Below are 19,150 nucleotides of genomic sequence, written 5' to 3' on the forward strand. Positions count from 1 at the left end.
ACGCGGCGGGCCGAGCCGTCGCCGGAGCAGGCCCGACGCACCACCCGGCTGGGCACACCGAACGATCCCGGCATGCCCAGCGGCCGCCGGTAGGCGTCCCCGGTCCCCGGTCTCCGGTGTGGCCCGGCCGTCCAGAAGGTGGCAGGCCGTCCGGCGGTCAGCTGGTCGCGCCGATGTAGCGGCGTCGCAGCGCCATGCCGGCCGCCACCCCGCCGGCGAGCGCGCCCATCCCGGCCGCTGTCGGCACACCGATCCGGGCTGCCTTCCTGGCGGTGCGGAAGTCCTTGATCGGCCAGTCCCGCTCCCGGGCGACGGCCTTGAGGTCGGGATCAGGATTGATCGCGACGGGGTGGCCGACCAGCGACAGCATGGGCAGGTCGTTGATCGAGTCGGAGAAGGCCCAGCACCGAGAAAGATCCAGTTGTTCGCGTTCGGCGAGCGCGCGCACCGCGGCGGCCTTGGCCGGGCCGTGCAGCGGCTCTCCGACGAGATGGCCCGTGTAACGTCCGTCCACGACCTCGCTGACCGTTCCGAGCGCGCCGGTGAGCCCGAGCCGCCGGGCGATGACCGAGGCGAGTTCCACCGGGGTGGCCGTGACGAGCCACACCCGCTGCCCGGCGTCGAGATGTTGCTCGGCCAGGGCCCGGGTGCCGGAGTAGATTCGTTCCGCCATCCGTTCGTCGTAGATCTCCTCGCCGAAGCGGACGATCTCGGCGACCTCGCGGCCGGCGACGAACGCGAGCGCGGCCTCCTTGACGTCGCGTATCCCGTCGGTGTTCTCCTGCCCTAGGACCCGGTAGGTGACGTGCTGCCAGCCGAACCGCAGCAGGTCGCGGGACTGGAAGAAGTCGCGCGCGGCCAGTCCGCGCGCGAAGTAGAAGATCGACGCCCCCATCATCATGGTGTTGTCCACGTCGAAGAAGGCCGCCGCGGTCGGGTCCGGCGGCGCCTTGGCCGTCTGGTCGGCGGCCACCTTCAGGGCGGCGGCGGCTGCGGCTTCGGCATCCGCCGCGCGGGCCTTGTCGTCCGCCGACCGTTGCGGGCGTGGTCGAAACCGCATCATGATCTCCTGGGCGTGGGCGGCGCGGGGAGGGAGCGTACTGTCACGGTGACCCGCGAGTTGCCACCGTTGTCACGGTGACCTGGGAGCTGCCACCGTGCTGCCACGGTGACCTGGGAACAACTGTCACGGTGACCTGGGAAGAAGCGTTGACGTGCGAAGCGTACGGTGTGAGCGGCTCGCGGCGGCGTACCAGCGCATCCACCCGGCGCATCCACGGTTCGCGAGCGCCCGGACGCCCACCGCCCGCGGCGGCACCGGAAGCCTACCCGCCACCGGGCATACGGTTGGCGCCCAGCGGGCCACCGCCCGTGGCGGTACCGGGATGTCCGCTGCCCGCGTCGCGGCGCCAGCCGCGACGAGTCCCGCCGGCTGCGCCGCCGGCTGTGGCGAGAGATGTGCCGGCTCGCCGGCTCTGTGGCGAGTTGGCGCCGGCCGCGGTGCGCTGTGGGTGGTTCAGGCCGGGTTCTCCTGGAGCCGCCGGGCCAGCGAGCGTACGGCCCGGTACTGGAGAGCCTTGATCGCGCCCTCGTTCTTGCCCATCGCCAGCGCGGTCTCCCGGACAGAGAGCCCTTCGACGAAGCGCAGCACCACGCATTCCTGCTGGTCGGGGCTGAGCGTGCGGACGGCGTCCATGAGGGCCCGGCCGGTGATGACGGCCAGCACCGACTCCTCCGGCCCGGACACGACGTGATCCCGCCCCGCCGAGAGGATGTCGTCGGTGGGGAACTCCAGCTGGGCCTGTCGGGACTTCCGGGAGTCGATGATCAGGTTTCGGGCGATGGTAATGAACCAGGCACCGATGTCACGCCCCTGCCAGGTGAAGGTCCTGATGCCGCGCAGCGCGCGCAGGAAGGTCTCGCTGACGATGTCCTCGGCCGCCGTCCAACTGCCGATCCGGTAGTAGACGTAGCGGAAGACCATCTCCATGTAGAGGTCGTAGAGCTCCCCGAACGCCTCGCCGTCGCCCTGCTGAGCGTTGCGCACCAGGGCCGCGAGCTCGGCGTCGGGTCGGTGGGCGTTCGACGGCGACTCGTCGGGCACGGGCGTCCCGTGGTCGACCAGGCCGTCGGGGGAGGTGGCCTGGGCCGTCTGCCGGCCGGGCGAGGCCCCTCCCGCCGAGTGGGCCATGGGGGGGCCGACCGGCGTGGTCGCACGGAGTACGAGCATGATGCGGGCCAGTTCGGCGCGTAGCGCCGCGAAACAGGTGGGATCGGCACGCGGCACCACGACCCGGGCGGAGCCGGCGCGCGGCGCCGCCCAGCCGCGGAGATCGAGAGCCGGTTGCGCCCACAGCGGGTTCACGTCGGTGATCGGCCCGCGGTGCCGCGGGCGGCGACGGACATCGGGCCGGGCCTCGGGCCGTCCACCGGGTGGGGGACCTCGCTTCCGCGCCCCCGCGACGTTCGGGAAAGGGCGGACGGCATACTGGCTCCAAAGATCGAGGAGGCCCGGCGGGGCGTGGCGTGGCCCGCTCGAGAACCGGGATCCTCCGGTGGGTGTCGGATCAGGTCGGACGAAACCGACGGCGACGCGGCCGCTTTCTGCTCCTCTCGGGTCAGGGGCGTCGTCAAGGGCGTCAAGGTGTGTCAACGGCCAGAGACGGCCTGGTCAGCAACCCGGGGATCGGAGACCAGGGGACCGCGCGGCGATCCGACGAGCGCCCCTCCCGCGCGACCGGAGTCATCGAGTCGTCCGGGGACCTGGATCTGCCGCATCTCCCGGATCCGACAGGAACTCCGCGCGCGGGAAGAACATGATCGCGCTACCTTTGATCCTCCGGAACCCTTTGGAAAGTTGAGTGTAGCCAACGACCTGCCGGCGGGCATGGGGAGTGAGGTGAAGATGCACGGTCGTCATCATGCGCCGGGACGAAGTGCTTTTCCGGCTTTGTTGCCCGGGTGGGGGATCTTTTCGGTCCAGACGCCTTTTGATGATCGAAACGGATGGTCGCAGCGATGGTGAGGGTTTCCGCGGGCCGAGGCACCGGCGGTGGCGCTGACGGCGCGAACGGGGGTGCCGCCGGTACTGGTGCCGGCGCGCGGGCGGACGTCGGTGGCGCCGGCGATGTCGCTGGCACTGGCACTGGCGATGTAGATGGCGCTGGCGGCGCGCGGGCGGCGGATCGACAGATCACCCTGCTGGTCCGGGCCGGCTGCCACCTGTGCGCCGACGCCCGCGCCGCGGTGATCCGGGTGGCAGCCGACACCGGCGCCGGCTGGACAGAGGTCGACGTCGACACTTCGGCCGAGCTCGCCGACGCCTATGGCGACCGCGTCCCGGTGGTTCTCGTCGACGGGCGGGAACACGGCTACTGGCGGGTCGAGGAGGCCCGTCTGCGGCGTGCGTTGACCGTCGGCCGCTGGGGGTGGTCCAGGAAATGATCACGGGTCGAGCTCGCGGTGTCCCCGCGTGCAAGATCATGTCAACTTCGTGAAGTCCTTCACGAAGTCGTAAACTCGCCCCGACAGCCGTCCACCGGCGTCGTTCGACCGCGAGACCGACCGTGGCGCCCACCGCGGAGCCGGTCGCGGAGCACTGTGGGGCCGCGCGCCCGGCGTCGTCGGCGGCCGGGCGTCTCGAGTGGGGCGGGAGCCGTACATGACTGAGCTTCGGCGGGCGGCCGGCGCTGCCCGTGGACGCTCGTCCGTGCCCGAGGCGACGGTCGCCCGCCTTCCGCTGTACCTGCGGGTCCTCACCTCACTGGCCGACCGGGCGGTCCGCACGGTCTCGTCCGAGACGCTGGCGAAGGCGGCCGGCATGACCTCGGCGAAGGTTCGCAAGGACCTGTCCTACCTGGGTTCGTACGGGACACGCGGCGTCGGCTACGACGTCGACTTCCTGCTCGGCCGCATCGCCGCCGAACTCGGGCTGACCGAGGACCGCACGGTCGTGCTGGTCGGGGTCGGCAACCTCGGCCACGCACTCGCGGGATACGCCGGTTTCCGGTCCCGGGGATTCCGCGTGGTCGCCCTGCTCGACGTCGATCCCGACCGGATCGGCGAGTCCGTCGGCGGCGTCGCGGTCAGCCCGCTCGACGAGATGGAAGCACTTGTCGAGCGCAACCAGGTGACGATAGGTGTCATCTGCACGCCGGCCGCGGCCGCGCAGGCAGTGTGTGACCGCCTTGTCTCCGCGGGAATCACGAGCATCCTCAATTTCGCGCCGATCGCGTTGTCGGTGCCGGTGGGAGTGGACGTGCGCAAGGTTGATCTCGCCGTGGAACTGCAGATCCTGTCGTTCCACGAGGCTCGCAAGCGTTCGGCGCCGGCCACGGGCGGTGTGGCCGCACCCACGCGTTCACCCGGACGCCGGGCCGGGGGCCGCTCCGGTGAGTCCGACGACCCCCGGCTGGCCATGGTGACCCGTGCGCCCACCGGGCCGCCGACGCTGGGGACGCGGGGCACCGGCCCACTGGTGGGCACGACCGGGGGGACGAGCGGGGCCGCGACCGGAGCCGTGACCGGGGCCAAGACCGGGGGTGAGGCGTCATGAGCCTGCTGGTCGTCGGTCTCAACCACCGCAGCGCGCCCACGTCCACCCTGGAGAAGGCCGCGGTGCCGGACGACGACGTCCCGAAGGTCCTCCACGACCTGTCGCAGGCCGGATCCGTCGCGGAGAGCGTGGTGCTCTCGACATGTAACCGCACCGAGATCTACGCCGAGGTGGAGACCTTCCACGGCGGCGTCGCCGACGTCTCCGACCAGCTCACCCGGATCACCGGCACCCAGCTGGCGGATCTTGCCCCGCATCTGTACGTCCACCACGAGGCACGGGCCGTCGGCCACCTGTTCTCGGTCGTCTGCGGGCTCGACTCGATGCTGGTGGGGGAGACGCAGATCCTCGGGCAGGTCCGGTCGGCCTTACGCGTGGCCCAGGCCGAGGCGAGCGTCGGCGCCACCCTTGAGAGCCTGTTCCAGACGGCACTGCGGGTCGGCAAGCGGGCGCACAGCGAAACCGCGATCGGCACCGCCGGGGCGTCGATCGTCTCCGTCGGGGTACGGCTGGCCGCGGGCGAGTGGGGGCCGCTGCCCGCCGACGCGCCCGACCCCTTACCCGGAAGCACATCAGCCGGGAACGCGCCCGCCGACGGCGCACTGGCCGGCCGGCGCGTCCTGCTCGTGGGCGCGGGAGCGGTGGGGGCGCTGGCCGCGGCGGTCGTACGGCGGGCCGGCGCGACCGATCTCGTCGTCGCGAACCGTACCGCGGCGCGGGCCCACCGAATCGCCGACACCTACGGCGCCGAGGTGATTCCGCTCACGCACCTGGCGGACGAGCTGAGCCGGGCCGACCTGGTGATCTCCTCGACCGGCGCGTCCGGGCTGATCCTGACCCAGGGTGTGGTGGCCGACGCGCTGGCCCGCCGCGACGGCCAGCCGCTGGTGCTGCTCGACCTCGCGCTCCCGCGGGACGTCGACGTGGCCGTCCGCGAGTTGCCCGGCGTCACCCTCATCGATCTCGAGACGCTGCGGACGGTCCTTGAGGGCCAGCAGGCGGTCAGCGACGTCGAGTCGGTGCGGACCCTGGTGGCCTCCGAGGTCAGCGCCTATCTCGACCGCCGCCGCGCGCACCGGGTCGCCCCGACCGTGGTGGCGCTGCGGGCACAGGCCGCCGCCGTCGTCCGGGAGGAGCTCCTGCGGCTGCACACCCGGCTGCCCAATCTCGACGCGCGCGACTGGGCCGTGGTCGAGGGCGCGGTGCGCCGGGTGGCGGACAAGATCCTGCACGCGCCGACGGTGCGGGTCCAGCAGCTTGCTGCCGCCCCCGGTGGTGATTCCTATGCCGAGGCGTTGCGGGAACTGTTCGATCTGCCCCGGGAAGCTCCCGCGGTGGTCTCGGTACCCGATCTGCCGGAGGCGCCGTAGCGGGCGGTCGTGGCCGGCGCGGGCGCGTCGTCCACGACCGCAATACGAGGCTTGGCGGGAGTCGCGCGGCGGATGATCCAGTGGGTGACGCGGCGGGTGGCCCGGTGGATGGCCCGGTGGATGGCTCAGCGGCCGGGTGGATGACGCAACGGCACAAACCCGGTCCGGGACTGAATATCCCGCCGATACGAGGTAACGTCGATACTCGGATAAGGGCTGCGCCGATAGGCGCACTGGATCAGTGAGCACTGGATCAGTGAGCAGGGTTCGGTGGCGCATCGCGAAGCGATGTACGAGCTGCCCGGGGCCGTGGATCCGGCAGAGCCCGTCGACAGGCACCGGAGTTGTCTCGTCCCGCGGGGCGGGATGTCACGGGCGGGACCGTTCAACCGGTGGCGATGTCCGGACAGCGGTCCGGGCAGAGGTCCGGCGAGGTGACAGGAGGGAGGCGCTGGCAGTCGAACACGTAGGTGAACAGGACGCGTCGAAGCCCGTGTTCGAGCGCGCGGCCTGTACCGACGACGGGCAACTCTCGACCGGCTGCTACGGTTTGTACTGGACGGTCCACCATCGCGGACTGCTGTTGTTGCCGAGCGTGCCTACCCGACGGCCCTTGAGGCCGGTTGTGGTGCGCTGGTCGGCGCCTTCGCCGAGGTCGCGATGGCGTCCACTGAAGCATCGGGCGCCGGTGCCATTCGACCACGGGCCGTGGTCGCGTTGCCGGAGAGGGAACATGTTCTCCGGCACGGGATCACCGGGTCCGCCGACTTACCCGGAGGCGCTGGGAGAGCGCCTCGCGGACAAGATGTTGTCCGCCGGAGCACAGACGCTGATGGGAAATCGCTGATCATGGCCACCCGCCGCACAAAGAAGCCTCTGACCCCGGTCGCCCTCGTTGGAGCAGGCCCGCGCGACCCCGGTTTGCTGACAGTTCTCGCCGCCGAGACGCTGGCCGGGGCCGATTCGATAATCGTCGATCCTGACGTCGCCCCGGAGATTGTCGCCAGGCTGCCCGGCGAGGTGCTACGGATCGGCGATACCGACGTGGCAAAACCAATCCTGGACGCGACCGCGGCGACCACCGCCGTCGTCGCCCGGGCCCGTGCCGGTGAGCGGGTCGTACGGCTGTACTCCTCGGATCCGTGGCTGACCGGAATCGGCACCGCCGACGCGCAGGCACTGGCCAAGGCGAAGATTCCTTTCCGGGTCGTGCCGGGGATTCCGACCGGTACGGCGGTCGCCACCTATTCCGGGATCGCCACCGGCCTGCCGGTCACCTTCGCGAGCACCCAGGGGGTCTTCTCCGCCAGCGGGGTGCGGCCCACCGTGGCCCCCGCGGCGGACACACCCACCACGGGGCTGGGCTCCCCGTCCTTCGGGGCGGGCCGCCTCGGCGGACGCGGCCTGTCCAGCCTCGGCAGCTCCGGCTCCGGTCTCGGTGGTCCCGGGCTGGGCGGCCCAGGGCTCGGCGGGTCCGGGCTGGGTGGGTCCGGACTGGGCGGGTCCGGGCTCGGCGCGGGGCTTGCGGCCTCGCCGCTGGGCTCCTCGCTGGGACTCGGCGGCCTCGCCGGGGGCGGGAGCCTGGACGCCGCCGGCTCCGGCTCGGACCTCGACTGGGCGGCGCTCGCCCAGGCACCGGGCACCCTCGTGGTGACGGCGGTCTCCAACGAGGTCGGCAAGGTCGCGGCGGCGCTGGTCGAGCACGGCCGGGCCGGTGACACCCCCGTGTCGGTGACGGTGGACGGCACCACCACCGACCAGCGCACGGTCGCCTCCACCCTGGACCGGATCGAGGCCGACGCCGCGCCCGTCGTCGGGAACGCCTCCTCCGTGGTGATCTCCATCGGGGTCGCGGTCACAGGTCGTAACAAGCTGTCCTGGTGGGAGTCGCGCGCGCTGTTCGGCTGGACGGTGCTGGTGCCCCGGACGAAGGAGCAGGCGGCGATCCTGTCGGATCTGCTGCGCTCGCATGGCGCGAGCCCGCTGGAGGTGCCCACGATCGCGGTGGAGCCGCCGCGGACGGCCGCTCCCATGGAACGCGCCATCACCGGTCTGGTGTCCGGGCGCTACCAGTGGGTGGCCTTCACCTCGGTCAACGCGGTCCGGGCCGTCCAGGAGAAGGTCGAGGAGCGCAGCCTGGACGCGCGGGCGTTCGCCGGCGTCAAGGTGGCCGCGATCGGCGAGGCGACCGCGGACGCCCTGCGCGCCTTCGGCATCCGCCCCGACCTCGTCCCCTCCGGCCAGCAGTCCAGCGAGGGCCTGCTCGCCGACTGGCCCGACTACGACGACGTGTTCGACCCGCTCGACCGGGTTCTGCTGCCCCGGGCCGACATCGCCACCGAGACCCTGGTGGCCGGCCTGAAGGACCGCGGCTGGAACGTCGACGACGTCACCGCGTACCGCACGGTACGGGCCGCGCCGCCGCCGGCCCCGATCCGGGAGGCGCTCAAGGGCGGCCGGGTGGACGCGGTGGTGTTCACCTCCTCCTCGACCGTGCGCAACCTGGTCGGGATCGCAGGCAAGCCGCACGAGACCACGGTGATCGCGGTGATCGGCCCGCAGACCGCGGCCACCGCGGCCGAGCTGGGCCTGCGGGTCGACGTCCAGGCGACCGAGGCGTCGATCCCGTCGCTGGTGCAGGCGCTGGCCGACTTCGCCGCCGAGCACCGGGAGGAACTGGGCAAGGTCGGCCCGCTCGCGGCCCGGCTGCCCAAGCCCCGGCGCGGTTCTCGGCGGTGAGCGTGCCGCCGGGCGTCACCGCCGGTGTGGGTACAACGGGGCCAACTGCCTCGCCTGCGCCGTCACCCGGGGCCGGAGCCCTGAGCGCCACCCCCGGTGGGGGCGTGGGATTCCCGCTGGCCCGGCCCCGTCGACTGCGCCGCGGGGCACCGTTGCGCCGGCTGGTGGCCGACGTCCGGCTGCATCCCGCGGATCTTGTGTTGCCGTTGTTCGTCAAGGAGGGCATCGACGCCCCCGCGCCGATCGCCTCGATGCCCGGGGTCGTCCAGCACACCCGGGAGTCGTTGCGCAAGGCCGCGGTGGAGGCGGCCCGCGCCGGCGTCGGCGGCCTGATTCTCTTCGGCGTGCCCGCGCGCAAGGACGGGCGCGGCTCGGCCGCGGACGACCCGTCCGGCATCGTGCAGCTCGCCCTGGCCGACCTGGTCACCGAGATCGGCGACGACATGGTGATCATGACGGATCTCTGCCTGGACGAGTACACCGACCACGGCCACTGCGGCCTGCTGACCGAGGACGGCGAGGTCGACAACGACGCCACCCTGGCCCGCTACGCGTCGATCGCCCTGGCGCAGGCCCGCGCCGGCGCCCACGTGGTGGCCCCGAGCGGGATGATGGACGGGCAGGTCGGCGCGATCCGGGCGGCGCTCGACGGCGGCGGCTTCTCCCACCTCCCGGTCCTTGCCTACTCGGCGAAGTACGCGTCGGCGTTCTACGGCCCGTTCCGGGACGCGGCCGAGTGCGCGCCACGCTTCGGCGACCGCGCCGGCTACCAGCAGGATCCGGCCCGTTCCGTCGGCGAGGCCCTGCGTGAGGTCGCCCTCGACCTCGCCGAGGGCGCCGACGCCGTGATGGTGAAGCCGGCGCTGGCCTACCTCGACGTGCTGCGGGCGGTCGCCGACGCCGTGGACGTGCCGGTCGCCGCCTACCAGGTCTCGGGCGAGTACGCGATGGTGGAGGCGGCGGCGGCCAGCGGCTGGATCGACCGCGAGCGCGCCATCACCGAGACGCTCATCGCCGTCCGCCGGGCGGGCGCGGACATCATCCTGACCTACTGGGCAACGGAAGCGGCCCACCGCCTGCGCTGACTCACACCGCCCGCGTTTATCCTCGCTGCCTCGCTGCCTCGCTGCCTCGCTGCCCCGCCTGCCCCGCCTGCCCCGCCTGCCCCGCCTGCCCCGCGTTGCCTCCGCTGTCGCAGGCTGCTTCTGCCGCGCTGCCTCACCGCGCAGGCCGCCGTTCCCGCCGCGCTGGCCGCATACCCCCACCGGCCTCTCTGCCAACCGTCGGCTCTTGGCAACATCGTGATTACCACTGTGATCGTTGTGATTCTGGTGCTGCTGGGACAGCATCCAGGTCACAACAATCATGAAACCCGAACCCACTGGCCGGCGTCCTGACGATTCTGTGGTCTCGGTATGTGGTCTTTGGTGTGCGGTACGTGCTGATCTGCCCGCCTTGGGCGGTACTCTTGCTTTACAGCAAGATCTGTCGAAGTGTACGGGAAGGTGTGCGGTGACTCTGCTCATGGAGCGGCCGGTCGGAGAGATCCCGGTCGCGTGTTCGTACCGATGGTACGAACAGATCGACTATGGTGACGGCATGGCCGTCGCAAAGGTGTCCGTCTCCCTGGACGAACGTGTCCTCACCGCCGCGCGGGCGGCGGCCGCGACCGAGGGCATCAGCCTGTCGGCCTGGATCTCCCGCCTGATCGACCACCACATCGGCATCCAGGAGGGCCTCGCGGCCGTCCGCGAGTACGAGGCCGAACACGGCCCCATCCCCGAGGAAGCGCGCGAGAATGCCCGCCGCGTCCTGCGTGACCTCGGAGTGATCGAATGAAGGGCCTGCTCTATGACGCGGGGGCGCTCATCGCCGCCGAGCAGGCGGACCACAAAGTGTGGGCCATGCACGCCGAGGCGCTGGAGCATGACGTCCGACCAGTTGTTCCGGCACCCGTATTGGCGCAGGTCTGGCGGGGCGGGCCGCAACCAAACCTGTCCCGTCTGCTGAAGGGCTGTGACATCGAGCCGCTGGCCGAGGAAACAGCGCGGGCCGTCGGCAAACTGCTGGCCCGGGCGGGGACCAGCGACATTGTCGACGCCACGGTCGTGCTGAACGCGGCCTCGACGGACCGTTCGATCCTGACCAGCGACGCGTCAGACCTTCGTGCGCTGTCCGAAGCACACGGTACGAAGGTCGACATTCACCCCGTTTGACCATCCCGCCGCCTGTTCATCGCTGCCGGGCCGTCTGTCCGGTGTCTTTCCGGGCAGTATGGAGCCAGTAGGGAGCGGCGCGGAAAGGACTGGTTGGACGGAGCAGCAGAGCAGGGAGGCGGACATGGTTCTGACGCCGATATCGGTCGAGAAAGCGGGAAATTTCCAGGAAGTGGCCGAACGCGCCATCCGGCGTGGTGTCATCACCATTGACCTCGACGGTCGGCGTTACGAGCTGCTGCCGTCCGAGCAGCTCGGCTACTTCGCGGGCCTGGCGGCGCTCGGCCTGCTCGGGATCATCGAGTGGCCGGTCGCGGCCGTCGTGGCCGTCGGGCACACGATCGCCTACCGCAGCCACCGGCAGGGCCTACGCAACCTGGGCGCCGCCCTCCAGGAGGCCTGAGCGGCCGGGCGCCTGACCATACATTCGCGGTATGCGGCACATTTGCGGTATGCGGCGAATGCGCTCGCCGTATACCGGATGATGCTTTACCGAGATCCGGCTCCTGAAACCCGCTCCTGAAACCCGCGCGCGGGAAGACAGCCGTCCTCGGCAGGAAGTGACGCCGGAACGCCGTCCGGGTGACCACCCGTCCGGGTGACCACCCGTCCTGTTTCGATCAGGAGGCCGAGTACGAAAAACGGCTGCTGTCGTGGCGACCGTCCGGTCCCTCGGTTTCATGGTTCTACGAGGATTTCACGGTCTACCGGGAATGGCTACAGGGAGCGGTGGTAGATGCCGAAGGCGCGGGTCGCGAACTTTCCCGCCAGCGCCGCCAGCGCGGTGAGGCCGAACAGGTAGAGGCTGACCGACAGCCAGTTCGGATCGACCGACCCGGCCTCGCGGACGGCGGTCACCGCCCAGTCCACCGGGTTGAACCAGGCGACAATCCGCATCCAGTCCGGCATGAGCTCTTTTGCCATGATCGCGGATGACAGGAACGTCAGCGGCAGAACGCAGAAGTTCACCGCCGCGATCAGCACCTCCTCCCTGCGCACGATCAGAGCGAGCCCGTAGGACAGGGACGCCACGATGACCGCGATCAGCGCGGCACCGACGAGCAGGACGACCGGGCCCACCAGCCCGTTGTGGTAGCGGGCTCCGATGGCCCAGCCGAGCAACATGATGATCGCCGACTGGATGATGGTCATCAGCACCTGGAAGACGATCCTGCTGCCGATCAGGGCGCCGCGCCGGACCGGGGACGTCAGCATCCGGTCCGTCACGCCACGGTCGATCTCGATGATGACGTTCATCCCGGACCAGCCCGCCGCGAACAGCGCGCTCATCACCACCACACCGGGCGTGAGAAAGTCGACATAGGAGCCCCCGCCAAAGCCGGGAACATCCACGACCCGGCGGAACAACGAGCCGAACAGGGGCAGCCACACCACCGCCTGCACGATCGTGATCGCCAGGTAGGCGGGCTGGCGCAGCATCGCGCGCAGGTGGCGAACGGTCAGCCAGCGCAGCTGGCTGGCGGCCGAGGCGGTGAACCCGCTCCGCTCGGCAGCCGGCAACGGCCGTGGCGCCGGGATTCCCGTGACGTCAACCGGGACGGCCGGAACACGGGCCCGTGCGGTTGCGCCGGCCGGGGCACCGATCGTGGCCTCGGGGCTGGTCGGGATGCCGTTCCTGGTGGCACCGGTCGGGGTGGCGATCGCGGTGCCAGGACCGGTCGGGACGCCGTTCCCATTACCGGTCCCGCTGCCAGGGCTGACCCGAGCGCCGGCTTTGGAGCCAGGGTCGGCGGTACCAGCAGCAGCGGTACCGGCAGCATCAGTATCGCCGTCCGTGTCCGTCCTGGCATCGGTTGTGACAGCAGTGCCAGTGCTACCGCTGTCGGTGATACTGGCGCGGGCAGGGAGGCCAGCCTCACCGCCGGGCCCGCTGTCCGTGTTATCAGCCGTCCCGGCGTCCGTGCCGCCGGCCGTCCCGGTATCGGTGATCGCCCCGGCGCCGCTGGTCGTCCCGGCGCCGCTGGTCGTGTCGGCGTCGGCGGTGGTGTCGGTGGTCGTGCCGGTGTCAGTGAGGCCTGCCATCAGGCCACCCCCTTGTCCGGAACAGCGTTGGGCTGAGCAGCCCCGCCCTGGGCCCTGTCATCCTGGGTCTTGTCGCCATGGGCCCCGCTGTCCTGGACGGTGCCCGGGACGGGGCCGGTATCCGCTCCGGACCCCGTGTCGGCGGTGAACCGGCGGCCCACGTGACGCAGGTAGACGTCATCCAGGGACGGCCGGGCGATCGTCGCCGCGACCACCGCGACCCCCACCCGGTCGAGAGCCGCGAAAACGGCAGGCAGCGACGAAGCGCCGTGGGTGACCCGGGCGTGCACCTCCCGGCCGTTCACCGTGGTCTCGGTGACACCCGGGACCTGGCCGAGGGCCGCGGTCACCGTGTCCACGACCGTGGGGGCCGGGACGGCGGCGAGCTCAAGGTGGACGGCGTCACCTTTCAGCTCGCTCTTGAGCGCGTCAGGGCTGCCCTGGACGAGGATGCGCCCGCCGTCGATGATCGCCACGAGAGAGGCGAGCCGGTCCGCCTCCTCGAGGTAGTGCGTGGTGAGCAGGATCGTCAGGCCGCCCGCCGCGAGCGAACCGATCTCGTCCCACATCTGGGCACGTGCCTGCGGGTCCAGGCCGGTGGTGGGCTCGTCGAGGAAGAGCACACTGGGCCGGTGGACCAGGCCGACCGCCACGTCGAGCTTGCGCAGCATGCCACCGGAGTAGGTGCGCGCCGGCCGGTCCGCGGCCGCCGTCAGCTCGAACTGGTCGAGCAATTCGGTGACCCGGTCGATCAGCACGGCGCGAGGCAGGCCGTGCAGGCGGGCGGCGAGCGCGATGTTCTCGCGACCGGTGGCCTCCAGGTCGATACCGGACCGCTGGGCGACGACACCGATGCGGTGCCGGACCTGCTCGGGATGCGCGAGGACGTCGATCCCGGCCACGCTGGCCGTTCCCGAGTCCGGGCGTGACAGCGTGGTCAGAATCTTCACTGTCGTGGATTTTCCGGCGCCGTTCGGCCCCAGCAGGCCGAACACCGTCGCGGGTGCGACGCCGAAACTCAGGCCGGACAGTGCCCGCACGCCCCCGCGGTAGGTTTTCGCCAGCTCTTCTGCCTGAATCGCGAAATGCTTGCCCGGGCCGGTGGTGTGCACGGTGTTCCGGGGGACGGCCGCGTCCGTGGCCGTTCCGCGGGTGCCGCCCGGCTGCGTCGTCAGCGTGGTCGTCTCCGCTGTTGCGGCTGTTGTCGTGGCCGTCGTCAGCTCGGCCGCTCCGGATGTTCTGGGCAGTTGCGTGGTGGTGCCGGGCGGCTGCCCGGCAGGTCCCGGAACCGGGTGCGAGGTCATCAGATCCCCCCTTGTCTGCATTACTCTTCTTTTCTTCCGGCGGTCTGGTCCGAGCAGGGCGTCGTACCACTGTCCGGGGAATTCCGTTGATCCTGCCGGACCGGTTCCCGGATTTCCCAGATTTTCCGGACCGGCTCCCAGGCCTGCTGTCGGAGCTCCTGGACGGGCTCTGCCGATCCGAGGGGAATCCCGGATTCGGCGAGCGGCACGGGTTCGGTGGGAATTCCGGACACAGGATGAGTCCGGCTCCCGGCAGGCGCCCTTGTTTCGGCAGGTGCCCCTGCTTCGGCAGGCGCTCCCGTTTCGGTGGAAGTCCCGGTCCCGGCGGGAATGCCGGGTGCGCAGGGAGCGCGGTCGCGTCGTCGTTGGCCTTCCAGGGCTTTGATCACAGCCTCTCGTATCCGGTCGGGATCGGTCTCGCCGCGGGTGTGGATCGCGTCCCAGATGTGGATGCCGTCCAACGTCCTGTTGGTGATCTCCGAGATGAGCTCGTTCACGTAACGCAGCTCGGCCTCGGCCAGGGCGCTGAAATACTCGGTTTCCAGGGTGAACAGCCGGGGGAGCCCCTTGCGGACGGCCAGCGCCTCGCCCGCGTGGCTGTGCTCGATCTGGAGCAGGAGTCGGTTGCGACGTTCGGTGAGCAGCCTTATGGTGTCCTCCGGAGTGAGCACCGCCAGCATGGAAAGCGCCGCCTCGAAGCGGAGATACTCCTTTGTCGGCGTACTGACCAGCTCGGACATCCAGTCGTAGAGTTCGGTCCGGCCGGCTGGCGTGATCTCGTAGACGGTCCGTTCCGGCCGTCGACCGTCACGGACGGTTTCGCGGGCGGTAATGTAACCGTTGTGGGCCAGCGCGTCCACGACCGTGTAGAGCGAACCGTACGTCAGTTTGATGCTGTCTTCCTTGTGCCGCTCGCGCATGGTCGTCGACATCTCGTACGGGTGCATGGGCCGTTCGTTGAGAAGTCCGAGTACGGCGAGAGCCAGCATGTTTGCCATCCGTCGACGGGCCATGTCCGTACCGTTCTCCGTCCGTGCTGTTCTCCGCTCCCGATTACTCGACTGCGAGTGTCCGGTCGCAAAAGCCGGCCTGTCAATCCGGCCGGGCGGCCGGCGGGGCTGACAGCGGCGTCCTGATTCACGAGATGTTCACGGGACATGACGGAATCAGGAGGTGACGGAACCAGGATATGGCGGAATTCCTGCCCGGCGCCGCGCGAATATCCCGGATATTCCGGTCGGCCCGCGTCGGATTCGGTGACGGGTCCGGCGTCGGATTCGGCGGCGGGTCCGGCGGATGGAGACGTCGGTGGTCCGACCACCGCGAATGCCCCGGGCCGGACGCTCGACGAGCGCCGCGCGACCTGCTGCGTCATGCTCGGAGGTGCGTCGTGACACCTCCGGCGCGGGTGGGCTCGGCGGCGCACCCGCGCCGGCCTCTGACCGCCCGGCCCCTGACCATTTGGCCGCTGACCATTTGGCCGCTGACCATTTGGCCGCTGACCCTCGGCGGCGCGCCCGCGCAGGCGGCCTGCTGGACATCCACCGGCGCGTCCGCACCGGCCCGCTGACCACTCGCCGGTGTGGAACCGGCATCCTGCCCTCCTGGTCACTTGCCAGCGCGGACACGCGGGCCTGCTGGCGCACGGTGCGCGGCCGGTGGGCGTGCCGCGTCACGGACCGCCGCCGGTGGGCGGCTGGGTCATCCCCCACCCACCGGCGGCCCCGGAGCCGGCCGGCATCCCGTCCCGTGCCGGCCCGAATTCCCGGCGACCGGCCACGGGTGTCCCCGATGGCGGAACCGGGATGGGGCCAGGGGCAGCAAGGGGCGGCGCCGACCTGCGAGGATCGGTGGCATGTCAGTCGTGTCCGAGGCCGCTGCCTCCGAGGAGTTGTTCCGTCGAGCTCAGCGGATCATCCCCGGTGGGGTGAACTCACCGGTCCGGGCGTTCCGGGCGGTCGGCGGCACACCACGGTTCATGGTGTCCGGGGACGGCGCCTACCTCACCGACGCGGACGGCCGCCGATACGTCGACCTGGTCTGCTCCTGGGGCCCGATGATCCTGGGGCATGCCCACCCGGCGGTGGTCGAGGCGCTGCGGGCAGCCGTGTCGCGGGGCACGAGCTACGGTACGCCGAGCCCGGGCGAGGTCGAGCTGGCAGAAGAGATCGTCTCCCGGGTGGGGCCGATCGAGCAGGTCCGGCTGGTCAACTCCGGGACCGAGGCCACCATGAGCGCGCTGCGACTCGCCCGCGGCGTCACCGGACGGTCGAAAATCATAAAGTTCGCCGGCTGCTACCACGGGCACGTCGACGCGCTGCTCGCCGCCGCCGGCTCGGGGGTGGCCACCCTCGGCCTGCCGGACACACCGGGGGTGACCGCGGCGACCGCGGCGGACACGATCGTCCTGCCCTACAACGACCTGACCGCCGTGGACGAGGCCTTCGCCGAACATCCCGGGCAGATCGCCGCCGTCATCACCGAGGCCGCCGCGGCGAACATGGGCGTCGTCCCCCCGCTGCCGGGTTTCAACGCCGGGCTGCGGCGGCTGTGCGACGTCCACGGCGCCCTGCTCGTCCTGGACGAGGTCATGACCGGTTTCCGGATCGGCCCGGCCGGCTGGTGGGGGGTGGAGGGCGCCGTCGAGGGATGGGCCCCGGACCTGTTCACCTTCGGCAAGGTGATGGGCGGCGGGCTGCCGGCGGCGGCCTTCGGCGGGCGCGCCGAGGTGATGTCCCACCTCGCGCCCGCCGGCCCCGTCTACCAGGCCGGGACACTCTCGGGCAACCCGCTCGCGGTCGCCGCCGGCCTGGCCACCCTGCGTGCCTGCACGTCCGAGGTGTACGCCACGGTGGACGCCCGCGCCGGCGACGTCGCCAGCATCATCTCGACGGCGCTGACCGAGCAGGGCGTGCTGCACCTGCCCAGCAGTGCCGGTTCGCTGTTCAGCTTCTTCTTCACCGACGCGCCGTCGGTGGTCGACTACGCTGGAGCGCGGACGCAGTCCAGTGCCCGGTACGCCGCGTTTTTCCACGCCATGCTGGACGCCGGGGTGTATCTGCCACCATCCGCCTACGAGGCGTGGTTCGTCTCGGCGGCGCATGATGACGAGGTCGTCGAACGGATCGCGGCCGCCGCGCCGACGGCGGCCCGGGCAGCCGTCGGCGCGGCGNCCCGGGCAGCCGCCGGCGTGCCCGAACCGGTCCCGGCCACGAGCGCTGGAGGGAAGCGTCCATGACATCCGCACGGCGCGGCGCGTCCGACCCCGTCGACGGGCACCCGTCCCCAGCGCCGGAACCGTCATCCCCGGGACATCCCTCGTCGCGGCCGCCCGTGTCGCGGTCATCCTCGACGGACGTGCCAACCACCGTCCACCTGGTACGTCACGGTGAGGTGTTCAACCCGGAGAAGGTCCTCTACGGGCGGCTGCCCGGGTTCGTCCTGTCCGAGGCGGGGCAGCGGCAGGCGAAGGTCACCGCGGAGTTCCTGGCCGGGCGCGACATCGCCGCGGTCGTGGCAAGCCCGCTCGAACGGGCCCGGCAGACCGCCGCCCCCATCGCGCAGGCCCTCGGCATCGGCGTGGAGGTCGACCCCCGCCTGATCGAAAGCCGCAACGTCTTCGAGGGCAAGCCCTTCGAAGCCGGCCCGGCCCTGCTCCGCTACCCGCGGATGTGGCGGGTGCTGATCAACCCGTTCCGGCCGTCCTGGGGCGAGCCCTACACCGAGATCGCCGGACGCATGCTCGCCGCCGTGGCCGAGTGGCGAGACGCCTTCCCCGGCCGCGAGGTGGTGCTCGTCAGCCACCAGCTGCCGGTGTGGACGGCCCGGCGCGCGCTGGAGGGCCAGAAGCTCTGGCACCGCCCGGACCGCCGCCAGTGCGCGCTCGCCAGCGTCACCTCAGCCGTCTACTCCGCGGACCGTCTCCTCCGCATCGACTACGCCGAGCCCAACGGCCCCACCACAAACCAGCCCGGCTCCGTCGGCGCCTGACATCCATAGAAGCATCCCGGTTGACCGAAGGCGACACCCAACTGGGCCGAGGACGACCTGACCGGCTTCCCTCACGCCCGGGTTTCTAACGGATGCGGGTTTTTCTCCCGAATAGGTGGGGCCGATCCGGGATCCGGATGCCGATTCGCGACGGGTCCGGGAGGCGCCGACGGCGTCAGCGCGCCGTCGGGCGGCGAAACCCATACACGCGTGGACGCTGCCACGCGACGTCCCGGGCATGGTACGGAACGCTGCCCCGTCGTCGGCATCCATAATCGCAGCCATGGGCGTGCCCGGATGATCGTCCGGAACATTCGCCTCGCCGAGCACGCCGCCGCATACGACGTGGTTGCCCTTGCCCGAGAACGCGTATGGTCAGAGCCCCCGCACAGCTTTCGGATGAATTTGCAACATTATGTGGTGTTTGTATCGCTTTTCGTAGGGTTTCTGGCGATAGTCAGATTTTCCTTAATCTTGGCTACAAGAGGGTGGTCGGCGTCGAGGACCCGCAAGGCGTCGGCCAGCGTCTCCTCGTGCAGGCGGACTGCCTCCTCCACCCGGCCCGCCGACCCGTAGGCGCCGGCGAGGTTGTGCCGGGAGGCCAGGGTGTCGGGATGATCGGGGCCGAGGAGGTGCTCGGCGAGGGGCAGGGCGCGGTGGAGCAAGGCGATGGCCTGCCCGGGCTGGCCGTGCTCGACGAGGTAGACGGCGGTGCGGGTGTACAACCCGGGCAGTCCATCGGGAGGTGGGTCGAGGCTGCCGGTCCGGTCGAGGACGGCGAGCACGTGCGGCAGGGCCCGCCGCCACCACGGCCACACCGCCGGGTTGTTCTGGATGTCCCGGGCAGGACGGCGGTGCACAGCCCGACCAGCGCCGTGACCCGCTCCGTCCGGTCCGCGGCGGGCAGGGCGGCGCGGGTCGCGGCTTGGACCA

General features: G+C 71.1%; 16 protein-coding genes (1 of these 16 running past the window's edge). 10 read left to right on the top strand and 6 right to left on the bottom strand.

Features of this window, described 5'->3' with window-relative positions; translation table 11 throughout:
- Positions 1-157: 157 nt before the first annotated feature.
- Positions 158-1,060: an HAD family hydrolase gene (locus FrCorBMG51_RS20195; RefSeq protein ID WP_047224611.1), complete on the bottom strand. Its 903-nt coding sequence runs from the start codon at positions 1,058-1,060 to the stop codon at positions 158-160.
- A gap of 456 nt (positions 1,061-1,516) precedes the next feature.
- On the bottom strand, positions 1,517-2,365 hold the full coding sequence (locus FrCorBMG51_RS20200; RefSeq protein ID WP_235433757.1) for a sigma-70 family RNA polymerase sigma factor: 849 nt from the start codon (positions 2,363-2,365) through the stop codon (positions 1,517-1,519).
- Positions 2,366-3,018: 653 nt separating this feature from the next.
- Between FrCorBMG51_RS20200 and FrCorBMG51_RS35070 the strand changes: the two genes are divergently transcribed.
- From FrCorBMG51_RS35070 to FrCorBMG51_RS20245, 8 genes are all read left to right on the top strand, one after another.
- Entirely contained in the window at positions 3,019-3,444 is a 426-nt protein-coding gene (locus FrCorBMG51_RS35070) for a glutaredoxin family protein (protein ID WP_083730946.1), read from the top strand.
- Positions 3,445-3,661: 217 nt separating this feature from the next.
- Positions 3,662-4,555 carry a redox-sensing transcriptional repressor Rex gene (locus FrCorBMG51_RS20210; RefSeq protein WP_047224623.1) on the top strand — a complete coding sequence of 298 codons (894 nt, stop codon included), beginning with the start codon at positions 3,662-3,664 and terminating at the stop codon, positions 4,553-4,555.
- The gene (locus FrCorBMG51_RS20215) at positions 4,552-5,925 is read left to right on the top strand and encodes a glutamyl-tRNA reductase (RefSeq protein ID WP_047224612.1); all 1,374 of its coding nucleotides are present in this window, start codon (positions 4,552-4,554) and stop codon (positions 5,923-5,925) included. The genes FrCorBMG51_RS20210 and FrCorBMG51_RS20215 overlap by 4 nt, the downstream gene beginning before the upstream one ends.
- 849 nt (positions 5,926-6,774) lie before the next feature.
- Entirely contained in the window at positions 6,775-8,664 is a 1,890-nt protein-coding gene (locus tag FrCorBMG51_RS20225; protein WP_047224614.1) for a bifunctional uroporphyrinogen-III C-methyltransferase/uroporphyrinogen-III synthase, read from the top strand.
- A gap of 104 nt (positions 8,665-8,768) precedes the next feature.
- Positions 8,769-9,749 (top strand): porphobilinogen synthase, encoded by a 981-nt coding sequence (gene hemB / locus FrCorBMG51_RS20230; RefSeq protein WP_235433758.1) that lies wholly within the window; start codon positions 8,769-8,771, stop codon positions 9,747-9,749.
- Positions 9,750-10,176: 427 nt separating this feature from the next.
- Positions 10,177-10,503 carry a hypothetical protein gene (locus FrCorBMG51_RS20235; RefSeq protein ID WP_013875193.1) on the top strand — a complete coding sequence of 109 codons (327 nt, stop codon included), beginning with the start codon at positions 10,177-10,179 and terminating at the stop codon, positions 10,501-10,503.
- On the top strand, positions 10,500-10,880 hold the full coding sequence (locus FrCorBMG51_RS20240) for a hypothetical protein (RefSeq protein ID WP_047224615.1): 381 nt from the start codon (positions 10,500-10,502) through the stop codon (positions 10,878-10,880). Before FrCorBMG51_RS20235 ends, FrCorBMG51_RS20240 begins: the two co-directional genes overlap by 4 nt.
- 124 nt (positions 10,881-11,004) lie before the next feature.
- On the top strand, positions 11,005-11,283 hold the full coding sequence (locus FrCorBMG51_RS20245; RefSeq protein WP_052914870.1) for a hypothetical protein: 279 nt from the start codon (positions 11,005-11,007) through the stop codon (positions 11,281-11,283).
- Positions 11,284-11,597: 314 nt separating this feature from the next.
- On the opposite strand, the gene FrCorBMG51_RS31830 is transcribed toward FrCorBMG51_RS20245, so the two are convergent.
- Genes FrCorBMG51_RS31830 through FrCorBMG51_RS27330 form a run of 3 tightly spaced genes read right to left on the bottom strand, consistent with a single transcriptional unit; the run spans position 11,598 to position 15,216 of the window.
- The gene (locus FrCorBMG51_RS31830) at positions 11,598-12,923 is read right to left on the bottom strand and encodes an ABC transporter permease (protein ID WP_235433759.1); all 1,326 of its coding nucleotides are present in this window, start codon (positions 12,921-12,923) and stop codon (positions 11,598-11,600) included.
- On the bottom strand, positions 12,923-14,227 hold the full coding sequence (locus FrCorBMG51_RS20255; RefSeq protein WP_052914871.1) for an ATP-binding cassette domain-containing protein: 1,305 nt from the start codon (positions 14,225-14,227) through the stop codon (positions 12,923-12,925). The genes FrCorBMG51_RS31830 and FrCorBMG51_RS20255 overlap by 1 nt, the downstream gene beginning before the upstream one ends.
- 20 nt (positions 14,228-14,247) lie before the next feature.
- Positions 14,248-15,216, bottom strand: a complete 969-nt coding sequence (locus FrCorBMG51_RS27330; protein ID WP_235433760.1) for a PadR family transcriptional regulator — start codon at positions 15,214-15,216, stop codon at positions 14,248-14,250.
- A gap of 866 nt (positions 15,217-16,082) precedes the next feature.
- Between FrCorBMG51_RS27330 and hemL the strand changes: the two genes are divergently transcribed.
- Together hemL and FrCorBMG51_RS20270 are read left to right on the top strand one after the other, a co-directional pair.
- A complete protein-coding gene (gene hemL, locus FrCorBMG51_RS20265; RefSeq protein WP_047224616.1) occupies positions 16,083-17,465 on the top strand; it encodes a glutamate-1-semialdehyde 2,1-aminomutase in 1,383 nt (460 codons plus the stop codon).
- Complete coding sequence (locus tag FrCorBMG51_RS20270; protein ID WP_235433761.1) at positions 17,462-18,217, top strand: histidine phosphatase family protein; 756 nt, start codon at positions 17,462-17,464, stop codon at positions 18,215-18,217. The genes hemL and FrCorBMG51_RS20270 overlap by 4 nt, the downstream gene beginning before the upstream one ends.
- A gap of 413 nt (positions 18,218-18,630) precedes the next feature.
- On the opposite strand, the gene FrCorBMG51_RS20275 is transcribed toward FrCorBMG51_RS20270, so the two are convergent.
- Positions 18,631-19,150 carry the 3' portion of a tetratricopeptide repeat protein gene (locus FrCorBMG51_RS20275; RefSeq protein WP_476742217.1) on the bottom strand. Its footprint extends 488 nt past the window's final position, so only the last 520 of its 1,008 coding nucleotides appear in the window; the start codon falls outside the window, past its right edge — the gene reads right to left on this strand; the stop codon is at positions 18,631-18,633.

It is taken from the genome of Protofrankia coriariae (assembly GCF_001017755.1).
GTDB classification, from domain to species: domain Bacteria; phylum Actinomycetota; class Actinomycetes; order Frankiales; family Frankiaceae; genus Protofrankia; species Protofrankia coriariae.

Coding starts and splice junctions, on each gene's coding strand:
- FrCorBMG51_RS35070 (WP_083730946.1), top strand. CDS start 3,019: ATGGTGAGGGTTTCCGCGGGCCGAGGCACCGGCGGTGGCGCTGACGGC.
- FrCorBMG51_RS20225 (WP_047224614.1), top strand. CDS start 6,775: ATGGCCACCCGCCGCACAAAGAAGCCTCTGACCCCGGTCGCCCTCGTT.
- FrCorBMG51_RS20215 (WP_047224612.1), top strand. CDS start 4,552: ATGAGCCTGCTGGTCGTCGGTCTCAACCACCGCAGCGCGCCCACGTCC.
- FrCorBMG51_RS20255 (WP_052914871.1), bottom strand. CDS start 14,227: ATGACCTCGCACCCGGTTCCGGGACCTGCCGGGCAGCCGCCCGGCACC.
- FrCorBMG51_RS20245 (WP_052914870.1), top strand. CDS start 11,005: ATGGTTCTGACGCCGATATCGGTCGAGAAAGCGGGAAATTTCCAGGAA.
- FrCorBMG51_RS27330 (WP_235433760.1), bottom strand. CDS start 15,216: ATGCTGGCTCTCGCCGTACTCGGACTTCTCAACGAACGGCCCATGCAC.
- FrCorBMG51_RS20210 (WP_047224623.1), top strand. CDS start 3,662: ATGACTGAGCTTCGGCGGGCGGCCGGCGCTGCCCGTGGACGCTCGTCC.
- FrCorBMG51_RS20240 (WP_047224615.1), top strand. CDS start 10,500: ATGAAGGGCCTGCTCTATGACGCGGGGGCGCTCATCGCCGCCGAGCAG.
- FrCorBMG51_RS20195 (WP_047224611.1), bottom strand. CDS start 1,060: ATGCGGTTTCGACCACGCCCGCAACGGTCGGCGGACGACAAGGCCCGC.
- FrCorBMG51_RS31830 (WP_235433759.1), bottom strand. CDS start 12,923: ATGGCAGGCCTCACTGACACCGGCACGACCACCGACACCACCGCCGAC.
- FrCorBMG51_RS20270 (WP_235433761.1), top strand. CDS start 17,462: ATGACATCCGCACGGCGCGGCGCGTCCGACCCCGTCGACGGGCACCCG.